We start from the raw sequence: 22901 nt of genomic DNA, 5'->3' as shown, positions 1-22901 counted from the left end.
GGAAAAGTCTTCGTTCATCATTCATGCTTGCTGTGGCTATCTCGCTTTTTCCATTCTTTTCATCACCTCGGCCCGCAGCTTCTCCCTTGCCCGCGAGGCCCGTTTCCAGATTGCTTGCGAGGACTTCCCCAGCATGACCGCAATCTCATCCAAACCATAACCGCTGTACATATTCAGGATCAATACTTCGCGGTAATCCATCGGCAGCGCGGCAAGCGCGGCCACCACAATCTCCTCCATCTCGCTCCGTTCCCGTAAATCGTCCACCGCCGGGTGGGCCGATTCGGGAAGGTCCTCGAACCGTGAGGTCCGCGCGCTGGCTTTCAGGTGGTTCAGCGAAAGGTTCCGCGCCATTGTGAGGAAGAAGCCGATGGGGTTGTCAATCTTTTTCGGTTGCTGCCGCAGGTGTATCACTTTTTCCCACAGTTCTTGGGTAAGATCCTCGGCGGTTTCGCTTCTTCCCACCATCTTCAAACAGTAGGCAAACAGGCGGTTGTTGTGGCGGTTGAACAGCTCAACAAACGCTGCGTCGTCCCCCTCCAAATGGCGCGAAAGGAGCAGTGCATCCCGCCCCACTGCTGGGGCAGTACGTTCGGTTCGCGCATTCGCTGGGCTGGGAATCGCGATTGCCAGTTGGCTCATGGTTTCGTCAGTATTGGTTGGCTTTTTTTCCATGACAACCTTGATAAACAGATCCTGACAGCCGGGAAGTTTTTTTCTTTGCCTTTTTTCCCTGTGTCAGGTTTTGGAGGGGGCGATTGTCTCCGGTGTGATCCACGATGTGCGAAGCCACCAAACGGAAGAACCCGGGCAACACACGCCGCCAATCGCGATCAAGCAAAGAACAGCACTTGCATCAACACTACTCATCGGAATGCGGCAATGATACAGCCACAACGTCAAATAACTTTCATCGCCAGCATCATTCTACTGCTGACCTTTGCCCCAGCTGCGCCAGCATCGGCACAGGTTCGCCGGCTTCCGGGCGCGGTGATGGGGCTTGGGACCGGTTATGACCGCGGCATTCTACTTTCGGCCAGCGGAACGCAGGAATACGACCCGTACAGCAACTACACCGAAGTCCCCTGGGCCGGTTTCACCATGATCTTCCCCAAGTTATTCGGCGAAGGGATTGGGCTATCCACCACCATGAACTACGCCCAGTACAACCTTCACGCCACCAGCACCACAGGCCGCCAGCTGCAAACCACGGGCGGGGCATCGGCCCAGGCGACGATTGAGCACCGCTACGATTTCTTCAGCCAAGCCGCCCAGTGGGACCTGATGTTTTACGCCCAAATGGGGAGTGTTGCGCGGTTTGAAGCTGGTCCCTGGGGCGGGATCGGAATTTTCCCAGAATGGAAGGAGGACGAAACCGTTCTTCAGCCAAGCGACGCACGCTTCGGCAACGGCCAAACCAGCCAGACCATTGATTCCGGGCGGACAACGCGGGAAGCCGTTGGAACCTTTGGCGTTGGGATTCGGGCATCGTTCGAGGTTCCGTTCCTATTCGGCAGCGCGTTGCTCCCAAGCATTTACGCCAAGGTTGGGGGGGTTATGCCAACCGATCGGCCAACCAACGAGGCAGGGATCATGGGAAGCATTGGCGCAGGGTTCACACTCCTGTTCGGAAACACCCGTGGGGAGATTGTCCCCGCCGAGCCGATCGCTGCCGAGCTGCCACCTCCACCCGCTGCTGCCGCCGCCACCGATTCTTCCTCGGCAACGCCCCCTCCTCCAGCATCCAAAAAACCGTCGCTGATGGCAACGCTGGATTTTTATTCCGAGACCGCCGATGGCCGCCGTGGCGATACGCTGTGGCTGCAACCAAAGCGGACGTTGCACCAGGTGGAAGGCTCCATCCCGGACCAGATCAGTTTCGACCCCAATTCGGCATCGCTTCCGGGCCGTTACCACCGGCTTGACCGCACCGCCGCCGCAACATTCACATTAGACTCAGTAGCGGGGATTGATGCTGCCCAGTTTGCGGGGCAGGCACTGAATATTGTTGGCTTCAGAATGGCCAACCTTCCGCAATCGCGGCTGACGCTGACCGGGGGGAAACAGCGGAGCGAGCCGGCGTGGTTTTCCCGCGCCCGCGCCGAAGCGGTTCGGGAATATCTAACAACCGTGTGGGGGATTCAGCCAGCGCGAGTCACCATTGCCACCGCCAAAGGGCGCGGCAGCAACGAAGCCGCCGTGACGCTTGCTTCGGCCTCCCCCGAAATTTTGCTTCCGGTTTCGGTGGAATGGATTGAGCAGGAAATGGCGGCAACGGCGGTGGGGATCGAGCCGCAGATTACGGCGGAGCATGGCACAAAAGGGTGGCGCGTGACGGTGCTGCGCAACGGCAGGGAAATCGCCACGCTGCGGAACACCGACGGCGAAAGCACGGGGCTTGATGCCGGGCTGCTTCTGGGGGATGCGACCGTTGGCGGGGCAATGCCATTGCTGCAGGCCGAGCTTGTTGTTGAAGACTCCACCGGGGCAACCACCATTGCCCGCGACGCGTTGGCGGTGGCTTCCGCGCCGGCGGGGAAGGAACTGGCGCAGCAGGTGTTCCGCCGGCATATTCTGCTGTCGGTATCGGCAGCCGAGCTGGACCGGATTGCCGCGAACGTCCACGACAGCGCGACGGTGACGATTGCCGCCGCGCCAATCAACAACCCGCAATCCATCCGCGACACCCTTGCCGAAACGCTCCGCAAGCAGGGGAAACGCCAAGTGGCGGTGCAGGCCATCTCCATCGAGCAGCCATTGGCCGCAGCAACAACGCTGGTGGAGATCACCGTCAGCCAACGCTACTAACCGAACAGCTTAAGGCTCTACATCTTCTGACATTTCCACCATGCAACCCCGCTGCGATTGGCTGGTATCAGCCGCCCCGATGCTTGCATCGCCATAAAAAAAATCAACCCGCCGGTGTATCCTCTGGTACATGACCGGCACCCGTATTCACCATAGGTTTGCAACAACCCACCATAATCAAACACAGGTTCGGCACGAACACACGAAACATTATGACCACCGTACACCACCACACAACGAACGGACGACGCAGAGCAGCATGGACCCGAGCGGCGGCAGCACTGATGATGCTGGCCGCTGCTCTGGTTGCTGGCGCGCTGCCAACCCATGCCCAGCAACAGACCTCTGCCGGGGCAACCCTGAACGGCTACGTCACCGACATCGAAACGCAGGAGACGGTGATTGGCGCGACGGTTGCAATCAAAGGGACCAAGTTAGGGGCATACACCAACAAAAGCGGCTACTTCTCCATCCCCAACATCCCCGCTGGCCGCCACACCATTTCCATCAGTTCGGTGGGATACGAACGGAAGGAAGAGGAGATGGAGATTGGCGTGAATGAATCGAAGAAAATCACCTTTACCCTTACCCCCAAAGCCGTCGCCAAACAGCAGATCACCGTCACCGCCGACAAGGAAGTGGAGAAGCGGCAGATTGATGTCAGCCGGGTGAGCATCCCGGTGGAGCAACTGCGGCAAATTCGGGTTGGTGGGGAGTCGGATATCTTCCGCTCGTTGCAGTATATGCCGGGCATTCTCACCTCCTCGCAAATCTCCAGCGGCTTGTACATCCGTGGCGGTTCGCCGGACCAGAACCTGGTGTTGATTGATGGCAGCACCGTCTATAACCCTTCGCATCTGCTCGGATTCTTCTCCGCCTTCAACCCCGATGCCATCAAGGATGTTGACCTGATTAAGGGGGGATTTCCGGCGGAGTTCGGCGGGCGGATGTCGGCAGTGCTGAACTTGACGCAGAAGGATGGGAACCGGAATGAGTTCGAAGGGGTGGGGTCCATCGGGGCGGTGTCGTCGCGGTTGTCGCTGCAGGGGCCGGTGGGCAAGGGGTCCTACTTTGTGGGGGGCCGCCGCACCTATCTGGACTTGCTGCTTGGCTTGCTTCCCGAGGACAAAGCCAACCCACTTCCCACCTTCAATTTTTACGACCTGAACGCCAAGATCACCCAGGACATCACCGACAACGACCGTGTGTCGCTTAGCGGATTTATCAGCGAGGATGAGTTGGGGATTGAAGGTGCTGGATTCGATTTCAACATCGGGATTGGCAATCGCACCGGCGCGCTTCGTTGGACCCACATCTTTGGCGACAACCTGTTCACCGTTGTGAACCTTAGCGGCAGCCGATACCACAATGGTTTTAGCGGAGATCAGTCGGGCTTCAAGATAAAGATGGAGAATATCATCAACGACTACACCGCAAAGGCAGCGGTGGAGTGGTTTGCCAGCAACGAGCTAACCCTGAAAGCTGGCTACGAGGGAACGAAGTACCAATTCCATTACCTTCAGAATTTCACAGGGAAGGACTCCACCGCGCAGTCGGGGCAGGTCAGCGGCGCAGCAACCAACCTTACGGTGGATGATTGGGTCCATGCTGGATATGCTCAGGTCAATTACCAGCTTACGGATCTGCTATCGCTGCAAGCCGGATTGCGTGCCAACTATGCGAACCTTTCCGACACCGTCACGTTCGACCCACGCGCCGCGCTTCGCTACCAATGGCAGGAGGATATCGCCTTCAAGGCCGCGTGGGGGATTTATCACCAATATCTCCACCTTGCTTCGCTTCCCGATTTCAGCTTCTTCGACACATGGCTTCCAACCGATTCCACGATCGAAGCGGGGCGGTCCGAGCAATACATTTTCAGCGTAGAAACCACCCCTTTTGAAGGCTACGGGCTGAACGTGGAGGGATACTACAAGAAGCTCTACAACATCAACGAGCTGGACCAGTACGAGACCAACGCCAAGACCGTTGCCGACAACCTGTTCAGCGGAAACGGGACGGCCTACGGTGCCGAGATTTTCTTGCAGAAAAAGACCGGGAACCTCACCGGATGGATTGGCTACGCGCTGGGGTATATCAACGCCAGATTTGACAGCGTCAACCAGGGGAGGGAGTTCCGCCCGAAATACGACCGCCGCCACGACCTGAAAATTGTGGCACAGTACAAGCTGAGCGATAGCTGGGAGATTGGCGCATCCTTCAGTTTGCAAAGTGGGCAATCGTACACCGGGGCAACCTCGCGGTTCAACAGCAATCTTCCTGGGGAGGACCCTGGGGTTCCGGTTGTGATTCCTGCGGACCGCTACGCGTTGCGGCTTCCGGCCTCGCACCAGTTGAACATCAACGCCAACTACAGCACCACGCTGTTCGGGCTTCCGGCGCGGCTGCTGATTGACATCTACAACGTCTATTCCCGCCGCGACATCTGGTTCCGCTACTACGACACCACCAAGGAAGTCACAGAAGTAACCGATGTCCGCTTGCTGCCGATTCTTCCGACGGTGGCTTTGGAGGTGAAATTCTAAAAGAGCGGAGGAAGCCATTCTCTAAAAATTGGGGGAAGCCATTCTCTTTCAGAATTGGGGGAAGCCATTTCCCCCCTCCGATTACTTGCGTCAACTGAACCTTGATAAAAAAAACCAACACCATGAATACATCTATCATCAACCGCATTGCCATTGCTGCTGCCGTGGTTGCGCTGCTGTTCAGCGCCACTGGGTGCGAGGATTTACCGCCGGACGCTTACATCCCCCAATATGCGCTTGAGGGGTATCTGCTGGTGGATAAGCCGATCACGAACATCTACCTTACCCGCTCGCAAGCCGTCACCGACACGTTCAAGTTCAACAAAGGTGGGGTGCCCAACGCCGATGTGAAGATCATCACCGGCAGCAACGTCTATCAGTTGCAGTACCGGAACGACAATCGTTCGGGGGGATATTTCTACCCCGACACCACGGTGCGGGTGCAACCCAACACCACCTACAAGATTGAGGTCCGCACCGCCGATGGGGCCCTGCTCACTGCCCAGACCATAACGCCGGAGCGGATATCATGGATCAGCCCGCCAAAATCATCTTTGCAATATCCCGTTGACACGCTGAACCTGCCATCGCCCGACTCGCTGAAGTTGCGTTGGACCACTGCGCCAAACGTTGTGGAATATCTTATCAGCATCCGCTGCGAGGATACGTTGGAGTATGGGAAATATCTGGAGCCTTCCACCGGTGAGCGGAATCGCCGGATTGAGCGGAGCTATGAGAAAGATGTGCCCCTGTACAACGACGTTAGCCGTTGGGGCTTTGTGCTGCACAACGAGACCCCGACCGTTTGGGCCGGATTCAAGTGGTTTGGGCGGCACACCGTCACCATCTATGCTGCCAACGACCCGATGGGCCGCTGGTACAAGCTGACCCACTTCGGCGCAAACCCGACGTTCGACCCGTTGTACTCCAACGTCAGCGGCGGTGTGGGGGTGTTCGGCGCAGCCTCCATTGTCGAGTCGCAGGTTTTTGTGACGAAGAATCAGCCGTAAAATCGCTTACTCCAAACACACACACGGGCATCCCCGGCAGCCGCATTGGCTGGCCGCAGCACCCCACAAAAAAACTCCTCCGCCATTGCCACGCTGGGCAACGGCGGAGGAGTTTGTGTTTGAGGAAGCCGATTATGCGGTTGCGGTTGTGGCTGCCGTTCCTTGCTCCAGCTCCACGGCTTTCGGGAACAGGATGTTGTTCTCCAGATGAACGTGCTGGTGCAAATCTTGCTCGAAAGCATGAAGCTCCTGGTACAACACGCGGTAGGTCATGCAGGCATCTTCTGGTGGGGTGAAGTCGTGGCTAAGTTGGCGGATTTCGGCCATATCGTTCCCTGCGTCCTGGTGCTCCATCTCCATCATCCGAATGGGGTTGCGGATGGAGCCGAATGGCATTGCGGCGGGCGCGCTTCCCGCCCCCCCCGCAATCCGCTTAATTGCCGGGAACAGGATTCCCTCCTCCTTCTGCATATGCTGGTCAAGCTCGCGGACAACCCCTTCGAACAGTTCGGCAATCCGCACTGTTTCGGGGCGGTGATCGCCGTGCACACGGGCAACCTTTTTGGCGTGGGCCAAGATTGTTGGCGCGGTTTCGCGAACGTAGCGGTGGTGGTTGCCAACGATGTAATCAACCAACAACGCCGGCGACCAGAGATTGAACTGCGGTATGCCAGCCGCAGGGGTTGCGGCAAGCTCTTCCAATTTTTTCGACAGTTCCTCTATGGAAACGCCTTTGGCTTGGCACGCGTCGGCAATGGTTCGCCCGCCGCCGCAACAGAAGTCAAGGCCATGTTGTTGGAAGATTGCTGCTGCGCGGAAATCGGCGGCAACAACGTCGCGGACGGTGGTTTGTGCTGGATTCATCATAGTTTTTAGCTACTGGTTAATGGTTACTCTGTTCGATACGTGCGCGGCTTGGTCCAGATGATCTTCCCGTCGTCAATGCGCAGTGCCCCCTTCCCCTCCATCCCCTTAATCGAACGGATCACTGTCTCCACCCGCAACCCTGTCATGTCGGCAAGCTGCTGCCGGGTGAAAGGGACCTTCCAGGCTCCCCCGGTTTCCGGGGCAGTGGGGTCGTTACGGTGGAAGTATTCGATCAGCGTTGCCAGCCGGTGCTCGGCTTCCTCAACGGCGATCTCCGTCAGCATCATGGATTTGTAGATCAGCCGCCCGCTTAGGACCTGTGTCAGCTTTATGTGGACATCGAAGTTCTGGCGAAGCAGCTCAATAAATCGGTCGTAGGGGAGCTTCCAGACTTGGCTGGGCACCACCGCAATCGCCGATGCTGGATAGGGGAGATTGTTGAACAACGGCGGCTCCCCAAAACTTTCCCCTTCGGTGAAATACCCCTGCACAAACTCCCGACCCTGATCGTTCCACGTTGCCATTTTTATCCGCCCACTTTTCACAACGTGGAAGTGGGCGGCGCGCTCTCCTTGCTGAAACAGCATCTCATCCCGTGCAAGCTGCACAAGCCGGGGTTGATACTGCCGAAGAATCTCCTCAGGGATCATCGTGAACCTTGTTGATGCAAAACTATCCCCACCAGAAGTGGCGGGCTTATGATCTATATCAGAAGATGGGAAAAAGTTGATTAAAAACTGACCGTGCCGCTAACAAAGCCCCACGACACCGTCTTCCTTCCCCGAATCACAAGGCGGTCACCGTCGCCGTCGAACAGGGACCATCCGGCTTGCAGGGTGAAGGCATCGAACAGCTTTGCCGTAAACGTCAGGTCCAGTTCCTTTCCGATTGTTGCCGTTCCGCCGGAAATCCCCAAATCGTCAGGATTGCTGGCAAGGCTAAGCAGATGAAGGTCCGCCGCAATCTTTGTGGTGGCCGATGTTGCAACTGATGCCTGAATGATAAGGTCCCGCAGCCCCATATCCCCACGCTGGGCAGCATTGTCAAGGATATCCATGTGGCCGTAGAACTTGTGGTTGGTGGCGTACAACGTGTTGAAAACTTGATGTTTCGTTGAATCTGTCCCTTTGCCAGAAAGCATGTCAAGCCCCGCGCCAATCCGCAGGCCCATGGCTTCCTTCATGGTGTAGCCCAAGCGCACCCCCACCAACGTTGCGGCGATATCGCGGTGGGCCGCACCGGCAAAAAAATCGCCGAACTGATACGCGCCATCAACCTCATAATCAATCCCGCTCAACGCGCCGATAGAGTGCACACCAACCGTGTGGCGGTTTTGGCGAACGGAATCGAAACGGGGGTTATCAAACAGGAAAAATCCCTGGATTGTGACCGTTGGGTCGGCAGGACCGCCAGCCGTTTTCCACCCACCCCACAACCCAGCAAGAAAAACGTCACGGGTATAAACCGGGGTGGCGGGATTGCGGGCTATCGCGGCGGCGATTCCATCAAGGGTGACGCTCCCTATTGTTGTTTTTGCCACCAATCCATCGAACGACTGCCCAAAATTTCCCCAATCGGAAGCGCCAACCAACCGCTCGTTGCCGTACGCCAGCACCTGCCTTCCCACCCGAAGCGTCAACGTGCTGTCGAACAATCCCCGAAGCTCAATCCACCCCTGCCGCATATCCAAACTTGTGGCTCCGCTATTCAACACCGTACGGCTTGCGCCGAACGTGCGCGCATCTTGCAGCTCCACCATTGCCCCCAGATGGTCGTTAAAGGTAATCGCCCCCCCAAGCCGCGATCGCAATAAATGGAAAGGGTCCAAGTGCGGGTTTTGGGAAAACGAGCGGTTGTCCAGCTCCGTCCGTTCGCGCACTTGCCCGATAATTTTCACGGTTTGACTTTGGGCCATGTTTGCAAACATCAGCAGGCCAAGTATGGCCAAAAAAATCCGCATTGTGAGAATTTTCATGATGGTGTCTCTCCAGGAATGGTTATTGTTGCTCCATTGATTCCGTAGCGGGTGTTGATGCCGCCAAATGTTGGCAATTTTGGCTTCCACACTTGCCATCACTAACGTACTTCACATAACCCCCTGGAAGTATGATTCAGATCATGGTTTACCCACGATCTTTGGGCGTAGCTTGCAATTGTGAACGTGGTAGAAAGAAGAAAATGAGGGGAGGGAAATCGCATAACCGCTAAACCAATAACGTCATGGAATTTTTCACACAACGCGGCAAAGGGTTAATCTGGGCATTAGGCCTTTGCCTTCTGATTGCAAGCTGTGGCGATCAGAACGAAGCCGATCCGGCAAGCAAATTGGAGGAGATCCAAGGCCAGGAGACAGCCGTGCTGACCGATCCACCAAACGTCCCTCCGCCAATAACCCGGAAGCATCCAACAAAGGTTATTGTGCATTTAGAGGTAGTGGAAAAAGAGATGCAGATGATGGATGGCGTTAGCTACGTTTTCTGGACGTTCGGGGGGACCGTTCCCGGTAAATTCATCCGCGTTCGCGAAGGGGATTTTGTGGAATTCCATCTTAAAAATCACCCAGATAATAAACTGCCTCACAACATTGACCTTCACGCCGTAACCGGGCCGGGCGGTGGCGCAGCATCAACATTTACCGCGCCGGGCCACGAAACACAATTTTCTTTTACGGCGTTAAATCCAGGGCTGTATATCTACCACTGCGCAACTGCTCCGGTGGGTATGCACATTGCGAACGGCATGTACGGATTAATTTTGGTAGAGCCTAAAGAAGGCTTGCCAAAAGTTGATCGCGAATTTTACGTGTGCCAGGGTGATTTTTACACAAAAGGAGCCTACGGCGAAGCTGGGTTGCAACCATTCGACATGGAAAAAGCAATGCGCGAAGAACCCGACTATGTGGTGTTTAACGGAAAAGTAGGTGCGCTTTCGGGAAATACAGCACTAAAAGCTAAAGTCGGAGAGAAAATCCGGTTGTTCGTTGGCAACGGCGGTCCGAACATGGTCTCTAGTTTCCACGTCATTGGGGAAATTTTCGACAACGTTTTCCGCGAAGGTGGCAGCGTCCCCGACCACAATATCCAGACAACGCTTGTTCCCGCTGGTGGCGCGGCCATGACCGAGTTCACGTTAGATGTGCCCGGCGATTTTATTCTTGTTGACCACTCAATTTTCAGAGCTTTCAACAAGGGCGCGTTAGGGGTATTAATGGCCGAGGGCACTCCCAACAAGAATCTCTATTCTGGGCAGCAAGATGACCGTATTTATCAGCCCGAAGGTGGCGTAATTCAATCCATGCCTGAAGGCCCTGCTGTTGAAGCAAAGCCGATGACGAAAGAGGAGAAATTAGCCCAAGGGAAAAACATTTATGCCAGCAACTGCCAAGCCTGCCACCAAGCCGATGCCAAAGGAATTGAGAAGGCATTCCCACCGCTGGCCGGATCCGATTATTTCGCTAACGACCCATCAAAAGCGATCATGGCCGTTTCGCATGGGTTAAGCGGGAAAATCACTGTGAACGGGAAAGAATATGACGGGGTGATGCCAAAGCAGAACCTTAGCGATGCCCAAACAGCAGCGGTTCTGACTTACGTTCTCAATAACTTTGGAAATAAAGGCGGAGAAGTGAACGCTGAAGATGTGGCGAAGCTGAAGAAGTAGCACGCATACTCGAACAGGATGGATATGATCTGGTTTATTCTTATGCTTGGGTTCGCTTCCGCTGGGATCAGCAACCAAAGCCCGGCAGCAAGAACGATGGTGGAAATACAGGGGGGAATCTACACCCCCCTGTACTCCCTCGACAGCCAGAAGATCACGGTGAAGCCATTTTCCATGGACGTTTACCCCGTAACGAATGCGGATTTTTTGGCGTTCGTCAAAAAATACCCTGATTGGAAAAAATCAACAGCAAAACGGCTGTATGCCGACTCCAATTACCTGCGCCACTGGGCAAGCGATACGGAGTTCCCGCAATACCTTTCCAACAGCCCTGTGGTAAACGTCTCCTGGTTTGCAGCAAAACGATATTGCGAATGCGAAGGGAAGCGATTGGCAACAACAGCAGAATGGGAATTGGCCGCAAAAGCCAGCCCAACCAGCAAGGATGGAAGCCGCGACACCGCGTTCCGTCAATGGCTAATCCAGGTGCTATCGAAACCAAGCGGGAACGCCACGCCAGCAGTAGGCTTAACCCCACGGAATTATTATGGGGTTTATGACTTGCACGGCCTTGTTTGGGAATGGACGTACGATTTTAACAGCGCACTAACAACCGGCGAATCAAGGGGGAACAGCACTTTGGATAACAGCTTGTTCTGTGGTGGCGGATCGTTCGCATCGAAGGACGTAAGCAATTATCCGGCATTTATGCGGTTCGCCATTCGCTCCAGCGTTAAAGCACGTTACTGCGTGCCAAATTTGGGATTCCGATGCGTGAGGTAATTATGAAGATGACAACGAAAACAACCAGAGTAATCGCAATGGCGTTGCTGATCGGCTTGCTGCTGGTTTCGTGCAAAAGCAGCGTCAGCGAAAATATTGGGGAGAAGCAATCGAAAGAATGCTGCACAACATCGGCCGATGGATCAACCGCAGCAAAACTCCCCGACGAATCGGTGTACAACCTTAGCTCCGTCTGGAAGACGCAGAAAGGGGATTCGGTTCCGTTCAGCAGTTTCCACGGGGAAGTGACGGTGGCCGCAATGGTGTTCACCCATTGCGCTTCGGCCTGCCCACGAATCGTTGCTGATATTCAAAGAATTGAACGCGAATTACAGCCACAGGAGCGGGGGAAGGTTCGATTCCTGCTTATCAGTATGGACCCCGAGCGCGACACGCCGGAACGGATGCAAGAATTTGCCGGGCAATTTCAACTGAACGACCATTGGACGCTGATCTCCAGCAATGAAGACGCAACAATGGAAATGGCAAATATTCTTGGGGTGCGCGTCAAAAAACTTTCCGATGGCGGGTTCGACCACTCGAACACCATCCACGTGATTAGCCCCTCGGGAATGATTATTCACCAGCAGCAAGGCCTGGCAGTGGACCCAGCCGAAACGCTGGCAGCATTGCGGGGATTGCTGAAAGCAGCATAACCGTGCTATTCATACAAACAGCCGCCCCGCAGCATTGCGGGGCGGCTGTATTTTTTTTGCAGAAGCTGTTTTTTTTAGGCCTCCCGCAACCACCGCAGCACTTCGCGGAATGTTGGGCGTTTGCCATACATCAGGATTGCCGTGCGGAAAATTTTCCCCGAAGCCCAGATCACAACGCCGGTTGCTGCAACCATCACCGCAATGCTTCCGGCAATTTCTGTGGGCGAAGGCATTTTGGTGACAAGCCGGATCATCATCAGCGTTGGCGTTAATAATGGGACGTAGCTTAGCGCGGTAACGGAAAAAGAATCGGGGTCCTGCATCACCACAAACGCAAATGCCATTGGCGCAACCAGCAGCATGGTCAGATAACTGGTGATGACCTGCGCCTCCTGCTCGGTGGTGACAAGCGAGCCGATCCCGATAAACAACGAGGCATAGAAGGAATACCCCAACAGCAGATAGAGAAAAATCAACGGAAATGATGCCACAATATCTGGCGAGATCACAACGGCAAAATATCCAACAGCTGCCACGCCAATAATCACCCACGCCGCAACTTGCGTTGCCCCCAACGCGCTTAACCCCAACAATTTCCCCCACATCAATTCCTGCGGCGTTCCACTGCTGACCAGAAGCTCCATAATTCTGTTCGATTTTTCCTCAACAAGGCTCCGCACCAGCGACTGCCCTGTTGTCAGCACCAGGATCATAAACAGAATGATGCCGATATACGCAGCAAAAAATGTCTGCAAAAACCCCTCTGATTTTTCCGCACCCTTCTCGCTTATTTTCACTGTCTCCATCGTCAGCGATTGGTTTGCGCGACCCCATGCTGCGGTGTCAATTCCGGCAGCAACCATTCGCTCCACATTCAAAATTTTCTCGATTTGATTTTCGAAGCTGCTGACCAAGCGGATATTACTGGGATTGGCCGAACGATAATTCGCAACCACCACCCCGGCACTGTCGCGGATCACCACCGCACCCTCCATTTTTTCGGCAAGGATTTCGCGGTCCGCAGCGGCAATTGCCGAGTCAATGGCAACGGTGGTGGCTGGCGTGGTTGGATAGCGTTGCAGCAGGTAGCTTGGCTGGCCGTTTGGGAGCGTGTCCAATTTCAGCCGTTCGGCAAGCGGCGCGGCAACGGTTCCGGTGCTGTCAATCAGCCCAATAATTGCGGTGTTGCTGTTCCCTTTGCCGGCCAGCATCGAAGGCAAAAACCCGAACAACAGCATCATCGCCGGGGTCAGGATTAACGAAAGAATAAACGATTTCGCTTTGGCTTTTTGCGTGAACTCCCAGCGGGCAATCTGCAAAATTCGATTCCAGTTCATTGGCTTTTAATTATTGGTGGAATGGGTGGCGGTTGTTTTCCCGGCGGAGCGGCGCACGGTCTCGATAAAAATGCTGTTGAGCGATGGCCGAACCCGCTCAATCCGGGTAAGCGATAGCCGCGTGCCGATGTGGGGAATCACATCATTAATCGTGGCGGCGGGCCGCAACGCAAGCTCGGCTCCGTTCGGATAAATCCTTGCGTCCATCACCATTGGAAGCTCGCGCAGGAATCTTCCATCCCCTTCGAACTCCATCGCCACGTTGTTTCCGCCATGGTCCTCCTTCACCTGTTGCACCGTGCCGGCCAGGACCACTTCCCCTTTGTTGATAAGGGCAATGCGGTTGCAAAGCTGCTCGGCCTGCTCCATCTGGTGGGTGGAGTAGATGATGGTTTTTCCTTCATCGCGAAGCTGGTCCAGGATTGCGCGCAGCAGTTCTTGGTTGACAGGATCAAGCCCGCTGGAAGGTTCGTCAAGGATGATATACTGCGGCTGGTGGATCAGCGCGATAATCAGCTGCACCTTCTGCTGGTTCCCTTTGGAAAGCTCCTCAATGCGGCGGCGTTCGCTTCCGGCAAGGTCAAACCGGCGAAGCCAGTCGGTGGCGTGGCGGCGTGTGGCGGCGGGGTCCATGCCCCGCAGGCTGGCAAAGTGGAGAATCGTCTCAAGGATCCGCGACTTCTGGTACAGCCCGCGCTCCTCGGCAAGGTAGCCGATGGAGGAGCGGATGGAATCGGAGAAAGGGTGGCCGGAGTAGGTCACGGTTCCGGAGTCGGGGCGGATGATGGTGGTAATCATCCTGATGGTGGTTGATTTCCCGGCCCCGTTCGGGCCAAGCAAACCGAAAATCTCCCCTTGCCGTGCTTCGATCGTCACGCCGTTTACGGCATGGATGGTTGCGAAGCGTTTGTGCAACTGTTGGGCATGAATCATGGATACGCGAAATGTGTGGATGGAAACCGGCAGGCGGTTGTTGTTCGGCGGCGGCTACGGCGGCCATTGCGGGAAGGTTACGAGCACCGGAAGCAAGCGCGGGCGGCTTACCGCACACGCTCCACGCGGCGGATTTCGGGGACGTGATAGATCAACGCTTTTTCCACCCCGGCGCGAAGGGTCAGCGGGGCAAGGGCGCAATGCTCGCAGCTTCCGATCATGCGGACTTCGCAGGTGCGGGTCTCCTCCTCGAACCGAACAAACTCAATGTCCCCGCCATCCTTCTGCAAGTACGGGCGCACTGCGGCAATCGCCTGGTTGATCCGTTCGCTGATGGAAGAAGGCATAGTTATGGCCACCTTGATGAACTTTGCGCTAAACTTTGCCCCAGCAAATTAACCACCCCGACTGTACCGGCCAGCGATTCCAAAATATCCCCCCCACCCAACCCTCCCGCAAGTTTTCCGCAAACGCTCGTGAAACAGCCCCCCTCCCACGGAGGGGTACCCAACAGGGCGGGGTGGGTTCGGGGGAACGGTGGGACGGGCGGCCTTTCGCGTTGACCCCAGAAGGTTCTGATCCTGAAATTTGGAAATAGATGCGGTTTCGCGGGTGTCCCCAACCTACCCCCCAGCCCCTTGGGGGGAGCAACGCAAGAAGGCCGAAGATGGCGCCGAAGGCTAAAGACCTTCGGCTACCCCGATTCATCGGGGCAGCTACCCTTTTCCGACTCCCCGCTCCCCCTCCTTCCTCACTTTGATTATCTTCGCGCCGTTCATAACCGGAGCGGGGGGGAATTTCAGAGAGGCTGCGGGCGGATACTCTTACGGCGCATCATCTCCCATGTCACATACAGCAAGCCCTGCAATCGTTTCACAACCGACCACCCAACACCCAACCCAACAACCAGCGGAGACCACCGAACCACAGAACATTCTTCTTCCCGGCATCACCCCCCGCAACGGATTTCGATTCCGGAGGGGGCAGCAGGAATTCCTTGCTAAACTGGCCGATGCATTCGGGGCAGGGGCGCTGAACCAGTTGGGGGTGTTTGTGCCGGGCTACGGCAAAACAATCACCGCGTTGTCGGCGTTTGTGGTGGCGCATGCTATCGGCGTTGCCAAAAAGTTGGTGGTGTTCGTCCCCCGCGGGAACCTGCGCGACCAATACGCCGACCCGCAGGAGCTGAACCGTGTCTTCCAAAGCATCGGCGCGCCCCGCTTCTCCTTCTGCGTGGCCGATTCGGAAAAGGTCTTCCTGAAAAACATCGAGACCTCGATCATCATCACCACATACCAGTATGCCAGCGGGCGTGGTGGCCACAAGGCGTTGCTCCATTTCTGCCAGTCGGCCCCCTGCATGTTTGTGTTCGACGAGGTCCACCACCTTTCCGACGACGGAACCTGGGCCACGAAGATTGACCAATTCCCCTGCGCCGCCAGCGTGGCACTAAGCGGAACCCCGATGCGGTCCGACAACAAAACCTTGTTCGGCGTTCCGTTCGAGCTTCGGAACGATGGCGAGCAGTACTACCGCGCACTCCATGAAGTCACCATGCGCGATGCCCATGCCGAAGGGAAAATCTTGAAGCGGGTCCATGCCCACGTGATTGATTACCGGCTGAAGCTGGCCCATGCCGAAACCGGCCAAATCGTGGAGCTGTCGCTGTCGCAGATGGTGGAGATGACCAAGAACAAAAGTGATGTTGATGCATTCCTGGCGCGGCGGAAGCTCCGGTTTCACGAGGTCTATCTGGAGTCGCTGCTGGCGCCGGCGTTCGAGTGCTTCGCCGAAAAACGGAAGGGGCGCGATGCCGAGCTTGCGGCCAATCCGGCCATAAAAAAAGCGGACGCACGCAACCACCAGATGCTGATTATCGCCATGAGCAACCGCCATGCCGAGGCGATTTTGGAGTTCGTGCAACGCCGATTTCCGCAATGGCGTTCGGCGCGCATCGGCCAGGACGTTCCCGCCGAGGAACGTCAGCAATTGCTGGAGCAATACCGCAACGGCCAGCTTGATGTGATGGCCCAAGTGGATATGATTGGCGAAGGGACCGACATCAAGCCGATCAGCGTAATCGTCAAGGCGGACCTGGTGCGGGCCTACTCCAAAACCTTGCAGCAAATCTTCCGGGGGATGCGCTACTACGGCGGATTTGGCGAGGCCGGGAACGTCTGCGACATCTACGCCGCCAACGATTCCGAAGTAGTGACAACGCTGGAATGGATCACCAGCGAAGAACAGATTGGCGTGCGGATGAAGGAGGAGCGCGAACGCCACGAACAGCTTACCCGCAACACCGCCGCCGAAAGCGGATGGGAATTGCGCGACGTTGAGCACCGCGATATGCAGCGATACACGCTTGAGCTTTTCCCAGAGCTTGCCAAACCGCTCCCCGAGCAACCCGCCGCAGCCCCCCCGCCACCCCAGAAAGATTACATCCTGAACGTCAGCCAGCGCGAGCATGAGCTGCGGCAGGAGTGTGCTTCCCTTGCCTCGCGGCTCTCCTTCATCCTGAAATCCCACGGACAGATTGTGGAGATCAACTTCATCCACGGCGAGGCCAAACGGAGGTTCTCCAAATCCCAGGAAGAGCTAAGCATCAACGAGTTGGTGAAGAAAAAAGACTGGCTGGAACGCTGCATCGCCGCACGGCGGTTGGTTCCGTAAACACTCCCGCAACCGTTCAGGATGTTGCTGCCAATCCGGGTAGCTGCCCCGATGAATCGGGATTGATAAAAGGTCGTTAGCCTTCGGCGACACACGACCCCGATAAAGATCGGGGCCGCCACCGGAACGGTAGCCGAAGGTCTTTAGCCTTCGGCGTCAGGCCTTCGGCGGCGAAGCCTTCCAATCCACCGCAGCCCCCCCTTTCTCCACAACTCCCTCCCCTTTCGTACGTTTGCCCGAACCACAAGCACACACACAAGTGGAATGTTCCAGATGAGCGAATTGCCAACAACCATCCAAACCGCTACCGCAGCGCAGATCAGCATCCATTCTCCTATCGGCACCATTGCCATTGAAGGGACCGCGCGCGGCGTTTCCAGCATTCGCTTTGTTGAATCCGGCATTGGCCGCCAGCAGCAGCCCCTCAAACTTCTTCCCATGCCGATCCGCACCTGCGCCATTCAGTTGGAGGAATACTTCGCGGGGAAACGGCAGGAGTTTTTCCTGAAGCTGGATATGTTCGGCACCGAGTTCGAGCAGCGCGTTTGGCAGGAGGTGATGCACATCCCCTTTGGCGAAACCCGCAGCTACGGCGAGATAGCCGGGGTGCTGGGCGATGCCAAAGTTGTGCGCGCCGTTGGCCAGGCCAACGCCCACAACCCCTTCATGATTGTTGTCCCCTGCCACCGCGTGGTTGCCCACGATGGCGCGTTGGTTGGCTACGCCGCCGGGCTGCACCGCAAACGCTGGCTGCTGGACCACGAAGCCAAAGCATCAGGAGCACGATTGGCGTTGTAGAGCCAGCGGTGGCTTCGGCAAAAGATGACCTATCCGCCCCGATTGGATTGGAATAAGCCACAGCCCTTCAGCTTTCACTCCCCCGACAGAATCAGGAGTACGCCGCCCCGCCCCCCTCAAACACCATCTTCCCCACTTGATAGGTCCCGACGTGGGCTTGCACGGTGTCGGCGATTGGGTTGGCGTAGCCGCCGCCCAGGGTAAGGACCAGCGGGATTTCGTGATCGCGGGCGGCCTCCATCACCATCCGGTCGCGCTCCATCAATCCGTTGTGGGTTAGTTGAAGCCGGCCAAGCGTGTCGGTCCGCAGCGGATCCACCCCGCCCTGGTAGAAGATGATGTCGGGGGAAAAACAGAAGAGCCGTGGAAGAGCTTCGCGAAGAAGCGCAAGGTAGGTGGGGTCATCGGTTCCATCCTCCACGCCAACATCCAACGTGGAGGGGATTTTGGTGAAAGGGAAGTTGTTCCGCCCGTGCATGCTGAAGGTGAATGCGCGGGTATCGCCGCCCAGGATTGCCGCCGTTCCATTCCCCTGGTGAACGTCCAGATCCACCACCGCAACGCGCCGCACGGCACCGGCAGCAAGCAACGCCAACGCAGCAACGGCAATGTCGTTGAAAACGCAATATCCCTCGCCATACTCGCGGAAAGCGTGGTGCGTCCCGCCAGCAATGTTCCCCGCCACCCCTTGCTGCAACGCAGCCCGCGCCGCCAGCACCGTCCCCCCAACCGATGCCAGCGACCGCCGCACAAACGCCTCGGTCCAGGGGATTCCAATCCGCCGGATGATTTTTGGGTCCACGCTCCCGTCGCAAAAACTGCGGATATACTCACGGCTGTGGGCAAGCTCCAGCATCTCCATTGGGACCGGGGTTGCTTCGTGCAGTTCGTGGGGCCGCAGCACTTCCTGTTCAATTAACGCGTCGCGCAGCATCCGGTATTTCTCCATCGGGAATCGGTGCCCCGGGGGAAGCTGGACGGTGTAGCTGTCGGAGTAGAAAACGACCATGGGGAAGAGGAAGAATTACTGCTACAATTCGGTTTCTCTGTGGCATCGCGGTCATCTTCTGCCGCCCCCCACCTACTTCACTACTTCACCCCAACCCCCAAATATGCGGCGAACTGAACCTCGGTTGGACCTTCCCCCAACTCATCCCGCAGGCGGTTGTACACCCGTTCGCTGACGCTGCGCCATTCCTGTTCCCCCAGCTTTTTTTGCAGCAGCACAAGGGGGGCATTTGCTTGCTGCGCGGATTTCCAAAATGCTTGCAACGAGGAGGCCACAGTGGTGTGGGTGATCTGGTGAATCTGGACATCGCGGAACCCCGCGCTGGTCATCTCCTGCGCGAATTCATCGGGGTCCCCCAGCGGAGCTTTTCCATCGCCAAACGGAAGGCCCGGAAGGAACTCGCGAACGGCATCCATCACCAGCCCGAACGGCCTGCGGAACGGGGCCCAGCTGCTCACCACCGCACGGCAACCGGGGTGGATCACGCGATGGAGTTCGCGGAACCCAGCGGCGCGGTCGGGGAAGAAGAACAACCCGAACATGGAGAATGCTGCATCGTAGCTATCGGAATCAAACGGCAATGCTTGGCCATCCCCCTGAACCACCTGGACAGTGGTGATACCCAGCGCGGCAGCGCGGCGTTCCAAATTGGCGATCATCGCAGGGGAGAAATCAAGGGCACTAACGGTTGCGCCATCGGCGGCGGCAACCAACGCCAGCGTCCCGGGGCCGGTGGCCACATCAACAATGCGGGGCGATGGGGGAAGCAGGGCAAGCCGCAACGCGTCGGCAGCGAACAGCTCGAACTGCGGCACGATGTCCGCAGTGTAGGCATCGGCAACAAGGTTCCACGGCTCGGCAACGGCAAGTGGGTTAGCAGGGGGATTCGTCATGGTTATTGTGGGAAGTTTTTTTGATGGTGATTGATAGCGGTTTGGCGAACAGCCGCTGGCTGCACGGCCGATGCGCAAAAACGATGAAGATTGCCTTACTGGAAGGACCTCCATCCATGCAGGTTCCGCACGTCAATTTCGGATAGTGGATAGCACCCGCTTAGCCGGGTGTTGCGCACCCAAGCAATCAGGTTCGGCAAGGGGCAACGGTCGCGGTAGATGCGGCCAATGGCGCAATCGCTGGCGTCAAGGTCGTAGCAGAAATACCACCAATGCGTCGCCGACGAAGCCACCACATGAATCACCGTCCCGAACTCATGGAAATGGGTGTAGAAACGGTTGGAGATGGAGATATACCGCTCGTCCTCCTCCGGGTCCCGCTCCACAATCACGGCGTGAAGCTCCACATAGTTGATAAAGCAGTTCAGCACATCAGCACCAACGAACAGGAGCAGGCTGCCGGAAGGGAGAATGTCATCAACAATCAGCGAGAGATTTTTCGATTCGATGTGGCGATCGAACACCGAACCTTCCGGCACGTTCCCGGAAGCCATTCCGCCAACCACGCTTCCCCCCGCAGCAGGCACGCCGCTGCCAGCATCAATCTGCTGTGCGGTTGCCGGAGTAAGGGGTTGCGGTTTTCTGTTCATTGCCTGGCCTTTTAGCGGGCGGCCAAGTTAGCGAAATCGCATCGGACGCTGAAGGCTTCATCCATCCCGGCGGGTCGGCGGGCGGCTACCCACCCCTTTCCATCGCTGATTTGGCACTTTGCAATGCCCCCGGTAACACGTTGTCAGTTCCGGTTGCTTACATTGGGGCGCAAGCGTAGGTTTGCCCTCCTTCAAGATGAGTAACTCCCCTGTCCGAATTGCTTTTGATGCCATGGGTACCGACCGCGCACCGTCGGAAGATGTGCGTGGGGCGATTGACGCACTTCAGGAGATGCGCCAACGTGGCCGCGACTTCACGCTGACGCTGGTTGGTCGCCAAGCAGAGCTTGAGGCGGAGCTGGCCAAGTTCCCGGCGGTGGACCGCAGCCGCATCGCCATTGCCAACGCCACGGAGGTGATTGCAATGGACGACGAACCGGCGCAAGCCGTCCGGTCCAAGCGCGACAGCTCGATTGTTCGCGGGCTGACGCTTCACCGCGAGGGCCAGGCCGATGCCTTCGTCTCGGCAGGGAACACCGGCGCGGTGATGGCCGCTTCCACGTTTATCCTGGGGCGCATCCCGGGCATTGCCCGCCCGACGATTGCCTCGCAATTCCCCTCGGCCAACGGCTACACCATCGTTGCCGATGTTGGCGCAAACGTGGACACCAAACCGCGCAACCTGTATGAGTTCGCGGTGATGACCAGCGTCTATGCCGAAAGCATCTTTGGTTACCCGCGCCCAACCGTTGGGCTGCTGAACGTTGGCGAGGAGGAAGGGAAAGGGGAAGAACGCGCCGTGCAAGCCTACGAGCTTCTGAAATCCAGCAGTTTGAATTTTGTTGGAAACGTGGAAGGGCGCGACATCCTGAAAGGAACGGTGCGCGTGGTGATCTGCGACGGGTTCACCGGCAACATCATCCTGAAATTTGCCGAAAGCGTCCCCGGCCTGCTTCGCGCAAAGCTGACGAACTACGCCAACTCCGGCTTCCTGAAAAAGCTGATGACGGGCTTATCGAAAGGGGTGCTGAAAGGGGTGTTCCGCGAGATGGACTACCAAGAATATGGCGGGGTTCCGCTGTTAGGGGTGAACGGGGTCTCCATTATCGGGCATGGTGGGTCCACCGCCAAAGCCATTAAGAATATGATCTTCAAGGCCGAAGAAATGGTGCGGAAAGAGGTCAACCAAAAGATTGCTGCGGCCATTGGGAACGCGGCCAAGCAGTAACCGCAATCCGCACTTGGCCGCAACGGATTTATCAAACCAGAGAAACTATCCTTCATGAATCTGCTGAAACGCGCCGCTATCACATCGGTGGGATACTACCTTCCGCCGGACCGCTTCGACAATCATTACTTCGAGAGTTTTCTGGAGACCAGCGACCAGTGGATTCGCGAGCGCACCGGCATTATCGAGCGGCGATTCCTGAAAGAGGGTCCCACCAGCGACCTTGCGGTCCCGGCCATTCGGCAATGCTTGGAGCGGCGCGGAATCGGCGCGGATGCGGTGGAGTGCATCATTGTTGCCACCGTCACCCCCGATATGTTCTTCCCCTCCACCGCCTGCGTGATCCAGGAAAAAATTGGGGCAACGAAGGCCTGGGGATTTGATCTTTCCGGGGCTTGCTCCGCCTTCCTGTTCGCGCTGAACACCGGCGCAAAAATGATTGAAAGCGGCGCGCACAAAAACGTCCTGGTGGTGGGGGCCGATAAGATGAGCCCATCCTTGATTTCACCGACCGGAACACCTGCATCCTGTTCGGCGACGGCGGCGGCGCGGTGCTGCTGGAAGCCATTGAAGATGAGTCGCTGGGCCTGCTTGATTTCGAACTTCACACCGACGGCACCGGCGGCTGCAACCTTCACATGAAAGGGGGGGGAAGCCTGAACCCACCAACGGCCGAGACCGTTGCCCAGAAGATGCATTACGTGTTCCAAGATGGAAAGACCGTCTTCAAATCGGCAGTGGTGGGAATGGCGGACGTTGCCGAAAGCATCATGCGCCGCAACAACCTTACCGCCGCCGACATCCGCTGGCTGGTCCCGCACCAAGCCAATCTTCGGATCATCAGCGCCACCGCCGACCGCATGGGCCTGCCGATGGAAAGCGTGATGGTGAACATTGACCGCTACGGCAACACCACCGCCGGAACCCTCCCAATCTGCTTGGGGGAATGGTGGGAACAAGGGCTGTTAGAAAAAGGTGATGGAGTGGTGCTGGCAACCTTCGGAGCCGGCTACACGTGGGGCGCGGGCTATCTCCGCTGGGCGTACTAAT

General features: G+C 57.0%; 19 protein-coding genes and 1 pseudogene. 10 read left to right on the top strand and 10 right to left on the bottom strand.

The annotated features are described in order from the left end of the window. Positions 1 to 36 precede the first annotated feature (36 nt). On the bottom strand, positions 37 to 642 hold the full coding sequence (locus IPM61_08800) for an RNA polymerase sigma factor (protein MBK8911418.1): 606 nt from the start codon (positions 640 to 642) through the stop codon (positions 37 to 39). Positions 643 to 882: 240 nt separating this feature from the next. Between IPM61_08800 and IPM61_08795 the strand changes: the two genes are divergently transcribed. The 3 genes from IPM61_08795 to IPM61_08785 all read left to right on the top strand — a co-directional run bounded on the left by IPM61_08795 (position 883) and on the right by IPM61_08785 (position 6364). Further along, positions 883 to 2808 (top strand): hypothetical protein, encoded by a 1926-nt coding sequence (locus tag IPM61_08795; protein ID MBK8911417.1) that lies wholly within the window; start codon positions 883 to 885, stop codon positions 2806 to 2808. Positions 2809 to 3020: 212 nt separating this feature from the next. Continuing rightward, a complete protein-coding gene (locus IPM61_08790) occupies positions 3021 to 5354 on the top strand; it encodes a TonB-dependent receptor (protein MBK8911416.1) in 2334 nt (777 codons plus the stop codon). Between the two features lie 122 nt (positions 5355 to 5476). Continuing rightward, complete coding sequence (locus IPM61_08785) at positions 5477 to 6364, top strand: DUF4249 family protein (GenBank protein ID MBK8911415.1); 888 nt, start codon at positions 5477 to 5479, stop codon at positions 6362 to 6364. A gap of 132 nt (positions 6365 to 6496) precedes the next feature. Here the strand turns inward: IPM61_08785 and ric are convergent, their stop codons facing one another. The 3 genes from ric to IPM61_08770 all read right to left on the bottom strand — a co-directional run bounded on the left by ric (position 6497) and on the right by IPM61_08770 (position 9206). Next, the gene (gene ric, locus IPM61_08780; protein ID MBK8911414.1) at positions 6497 to 7231 is read right to left on the bottom strand and encodes an iron-sulfur cluster repair di-iron protein; all 735 of its coding nucleotides are present in this window, start codon (positions 7229 to 7231) and stop codon (positions 6497 to 6499) included. Positions 7232 to 7254: 23 nt separating this feature from the next. Further along, positions 7255 to 7881, bottom strand: coding sequence for a Crp/Fnr family transcriptional regulator (locus IPM61_08775; protein MBK8911413.1), 627 nt, complete (start codon positions 7879 to 7881; stop codon positions 7255 to 7257). Between the two features lie 80 nt (positions 7882 to 7961). Beyond that, complete coding sequence (locus IPM61_08770) at positions 7962 to 9206, bottom strand: alginate export family protein (protein ID MBK8911412.1); 1245 nt, start codon at positions 9204 to 9206, stop codon at positions 7962 to 7964. 245 nt (positions 9207 to 9451) lie between these two features. On the opposite strand from IPM61_08770, the gene nirK reads away from it, so the two are divergent. From nirK to IPM61_08755, 3 genes are all read left to right on the top strand, one after another. Continuing rightward, positions 9452 to 10891 carry a nitrite reductase, copper-containing gene (nirK, locus tag IPM61_08765; GenBank protein ID MBK8911411.1) on the top strand — a complete coding sequence of 480 codons (1440 nt, stop codon included), beginning with the start codon at positions 9452 to 9454 and terminating at the stop codon, positions 10889 to 10891. Between the two features lie 96 nt (positions 10892 to 10987). Next, a complete protein-coding gene (locus IPM61_08760; protein MBK8911410.1) occupies positions 10988 to 11674 on the top strand; it encodes a formylglycine-generating enzyme family protein in 687 nt (228 codons plus the stop codon). 8 nt (positions 11675 to 11682) lie between these two features. Then, positions 11683 to 12330, top strand: coding sequence for an SCO family protein (locus IPM61_08755; GenBank protein ID MBK8911409.1), 648 nt, complete (start codon positions 11683 to 11685; stop codon positions 12328 to 12330). Positions 12331 to 12404: 74 nt separating this feature from the next. Here the strand turns inward: IPM61_08755 and IPM61_08750 are convergent, their stop codons facing one another. The 3 genes from IPM61_08750 to IPM61_08740 all read right to left on the bottom strand — a co-directional run bounded on the left by IPM61_08750 (position 12405) and on the right by IPM61_08740 (position 14947). Then, positions 12405 to 13667 (bottom strand): ABC transporter permease, encoded by a 1263-nt coding sequence (locus IPM61_08750; GenBank protein ID MBK8911408.1) that lies wholly within the window; start codon positions 13665 to 13667, stop codon positions 12405 to 12407. Between the two features lie 6 nt (positions 13668 to 13673). Next, complete coding sequence (locus tag IPM61_08745) at positions 13674 to 14600, bottom strand: ATP-binding cassette domain-containing protein (protein MBK8911407.1); 927 nt, start codon at positions 14598 to 14600, stop codon at positions 13674 to 13676. A gap of 107 nt (positions 14601 to 14707) precedes the next feature. Continuing rightward, on the bottom strand, positions 14708 to 14947 hold the full coding sequence (locus tag IPM61_08740; protein MBK8911406.1) for a NifU family protein: 240 nt from the start codon (positions 14945 to 14947) through the stop codon (positions 14708 to 14710). 496 nt (positions 14948 to 15443) lie between these two features. On the opposite strand from IPM61_08740, the gene IPM61_08735 reads away from it, so the two are divergent. Both IPM61_08735 and IPM61_08730 read left to right on the top strand, forming a co-directional pair. Beyond that, positions 15444 to 17273 carry a DEAD/DEAH box helicase family protein gene (locus tag IPM61_08735; GenBank protein MBK8911405.1) on the top strand — a complete coding sequence of 610 codons (1830 nt, stop codon included), beginning with the start codon at positions 15444 to 15446 and terminating at the stop codon, positions 17271 to 17273. Positions 17274 to 17546: 273 nt separating this feature from the next. Continuing rightward, a complete protein-coding gene (locus IPM61_08730) occupies positions 17547 to 18071 on the top strand; it encodes a methylated-DNA--[protein]-cysteine S-methyltransferase (GenBank protein MBK8911404.1) in 525 nt (174 codons plus the stop codon). A 91-nt stretch (positions 18072 to 18162) separates the two neighbouring features. Here IPM61_08730 and IPM61_08725 read toward each other — a convergent pair whose 3' ends face one another. The 3 genes from IPM61_08725 to IPM61_08715 form a co-directional block, all read right to left on the bottom strand. Then, entirely contained in the window at positions 18163 to 19080 is a 918-nt protein-coding gene (locus tag IPM61_08725) for a histone deacetylase (protein MBK8911403.1), read from the bottom strand. Positions 19081 to 19160: 80 nt separating this feature from the next. Further along, on the bottom strand, positions 19161 to 19973 hold the full coding sequence (locus IPM61_08720; GenBank protein ID MBK8911402.1) for a methyltransferase domain-containing protein: 813 nt from the start codon (positions 19971 to 19973) through the stop codon (positions 19161 to 19163). A gap of 95 nt (positions 19974 to 20068) precedes the next feature. Continuing rightward, positions 20069 to 20623: a hypothetical protein gene (locus IPM61_08715; GenBank protein MBK8911401.1), complete on the bottom strand. Its 555-nt coding sequence runs from the start codon at positions 20621 to 20623 to the stop codon at positions 20069 to 20071. Between the two features lie 196 nt (positions 20624 to 20819). Between IPM61_08715 and plsX the strand changes: the two genes are divergently transcribed. Next, the gene (gene plsX, locus IPM61_08710; protein MBK8911400.1) at positions 20820 to 21851 is read left to right on the top strand and encodes a phosphate acyltransferase PlsX; all 1032 of its coding nucleotides are present in this window, start codon (positions 20820 to 20822) and stop codon (positions 21849 to 21851) included. 54 nt (positions 21852 to 21905) lie between these two features. Next, positions 21906 to 22900, top strand: a pseudogene (locus tag IPM61_08705) (ketoacyl-ACP synthase III). Position 22901: the final 1 nt, after the last annotated feature.

The organism is Chlorobiota bacterium (assembly GCA_016710285.1).
GTDB lineage: Bacteria > Bacteroidota > Ignavibacteria > OLB7 > OLB7 > OLB7.
Note: the sequence above shows the minus strand (reverse complement) of the source record. Positions and strands in the feature narration are given on the sequence as shown.

Excerpts from the sequence above, each read along its gene's own strand:
- IPM61_08800 (MBK8911418.1), bottom strand. The coding sequence starts at position 642 with ATGAGCCAACTGGCAATCGCGATTCCCAGCCCAGCGAATGCGCGAACC.
- IPM61_08795 (MBK8911417.1), top strand. The coding sequence starts at position 883 with ATGATACAGCCACAACGTCAAATAACTTTCATCGCCAGCATCATTCTA.
- IPM61_08790 (MBK8911416.1), top strand. The coding sequence starts at position 3,021 with ATGACCACCGTACACCACCACACAACGAACGGACGACGCAGAGCAGCA.
- IPM61_08785 (MBK8911415.1), top strand. The coding sequence starts at position 5,477 with ATGAATACATCTATCATCAACCGCATTGCCATTGCTGCTGCCGTGGTT.
- ric (MBK8911414.1), bottom strand. The coding sequence starts at position 7,231 with ATGATGAATCCAGCACAAACCACCGTCCGCGACGTTGTTGCCGCCGAT.
- IPM61_08775 (MBK8911413.1), bottom strand. The coding sequence starts at position 7,881 with ATGATCCCTGAGGAGATTCTTCGGCAGTATCAACCCCGGCTTGTGCAG.
- IPM61_08770 (MBK8911412.1), bottom strand. The coding sequence starts at position 9,206 with ATGAAAATTCTCACAATGCGGATTTTTTTGGCCATACTTGGCCTGCTG.
- nirK (MBK8911411.1), top strand. The coding sequence starts at position 9,452 with ATGGAATTTTTCACACAACGCGGCAAAGGGTTAATCTGGGCATTAGGC.
- IPM61_08760 (MBK8911410.1), top strand. The coding sequence starts at position 10,988 with ATGGTGGAAATACAGGGGGGAATCTACACCCCCCTGTACTCCCTCGAC.
- IPM61_08755 (MBK8911409.1), top strand. The coding sequence starts at position 11,683 with ATGACAACGAAAACAACCAGAGTAATCGCAATGGCGTTGCTGATCGGC.
- IPM61_08750 (MBK8911408.1), bottom strand. The coding sequence starts at position 13,667 with ATGAACTGGAATCGAATTTTGCAGATTGCCCGCTGGGAGTTCACGCAA.
- IPM61_08745 (MBK8911407.1), bottom strand. The coding sequence starts at position 14,600 with ATGATTCATGCCCAACAGTTGCACAAACGCTTCGCAACCATCCATGCC.
- IPM61_08740 (MBK8911406.1), bottom strand. The coding sequence starts at position 14,947 with ATGCCTTCTTCCATCAGCGAACGGATCAACCAGGCGATTGCCGCAGTG.
- IPM61_08735 (MBK8911405.1), top strand. The coding sequence starts at position 15,444 with ATGTCACATACAGCAAGCCCTGCAATCGTTTCACAACCGACCACCCAA.
- IPM61_08730 (MBK8911404.1), top strand. The coding sequence starts at position 17,547 with ATGAGCGAATTGCCAACAACCATCCAAACCGCTACCGCAGCGCAGATC.
- IPM61_08725 (MBK8911403.1), bottom strand. The coding sequence starts at position 19,080 with ATGGTCGTTTTCTACTCCGACAGCTACACCGTCCAGCTTCCCCCGGGG.
- IPM61_08720 (MBK8911402.1), bottom strand. The coding sequence starts at position 19,973 with ATGACGAATCCCCCTGCTAACCCACTTGCCGTTGCCGAGCCGTGGAAC.
- IPM61_08715 (MBK8911401.1), bottom strand. The coding sequence starts at position 20,623 with ATGAACAGAAAACCGCAACCCCTTACTCCGGCAACCGCACAGCAGATT.
- plsX (MBK8911400.1), top strand. The coding sequence starts at position 20,820 with ATGAGTAACTCCCCTGTCCGAATTGCTTTTGATGCCATGGGTACCGAC.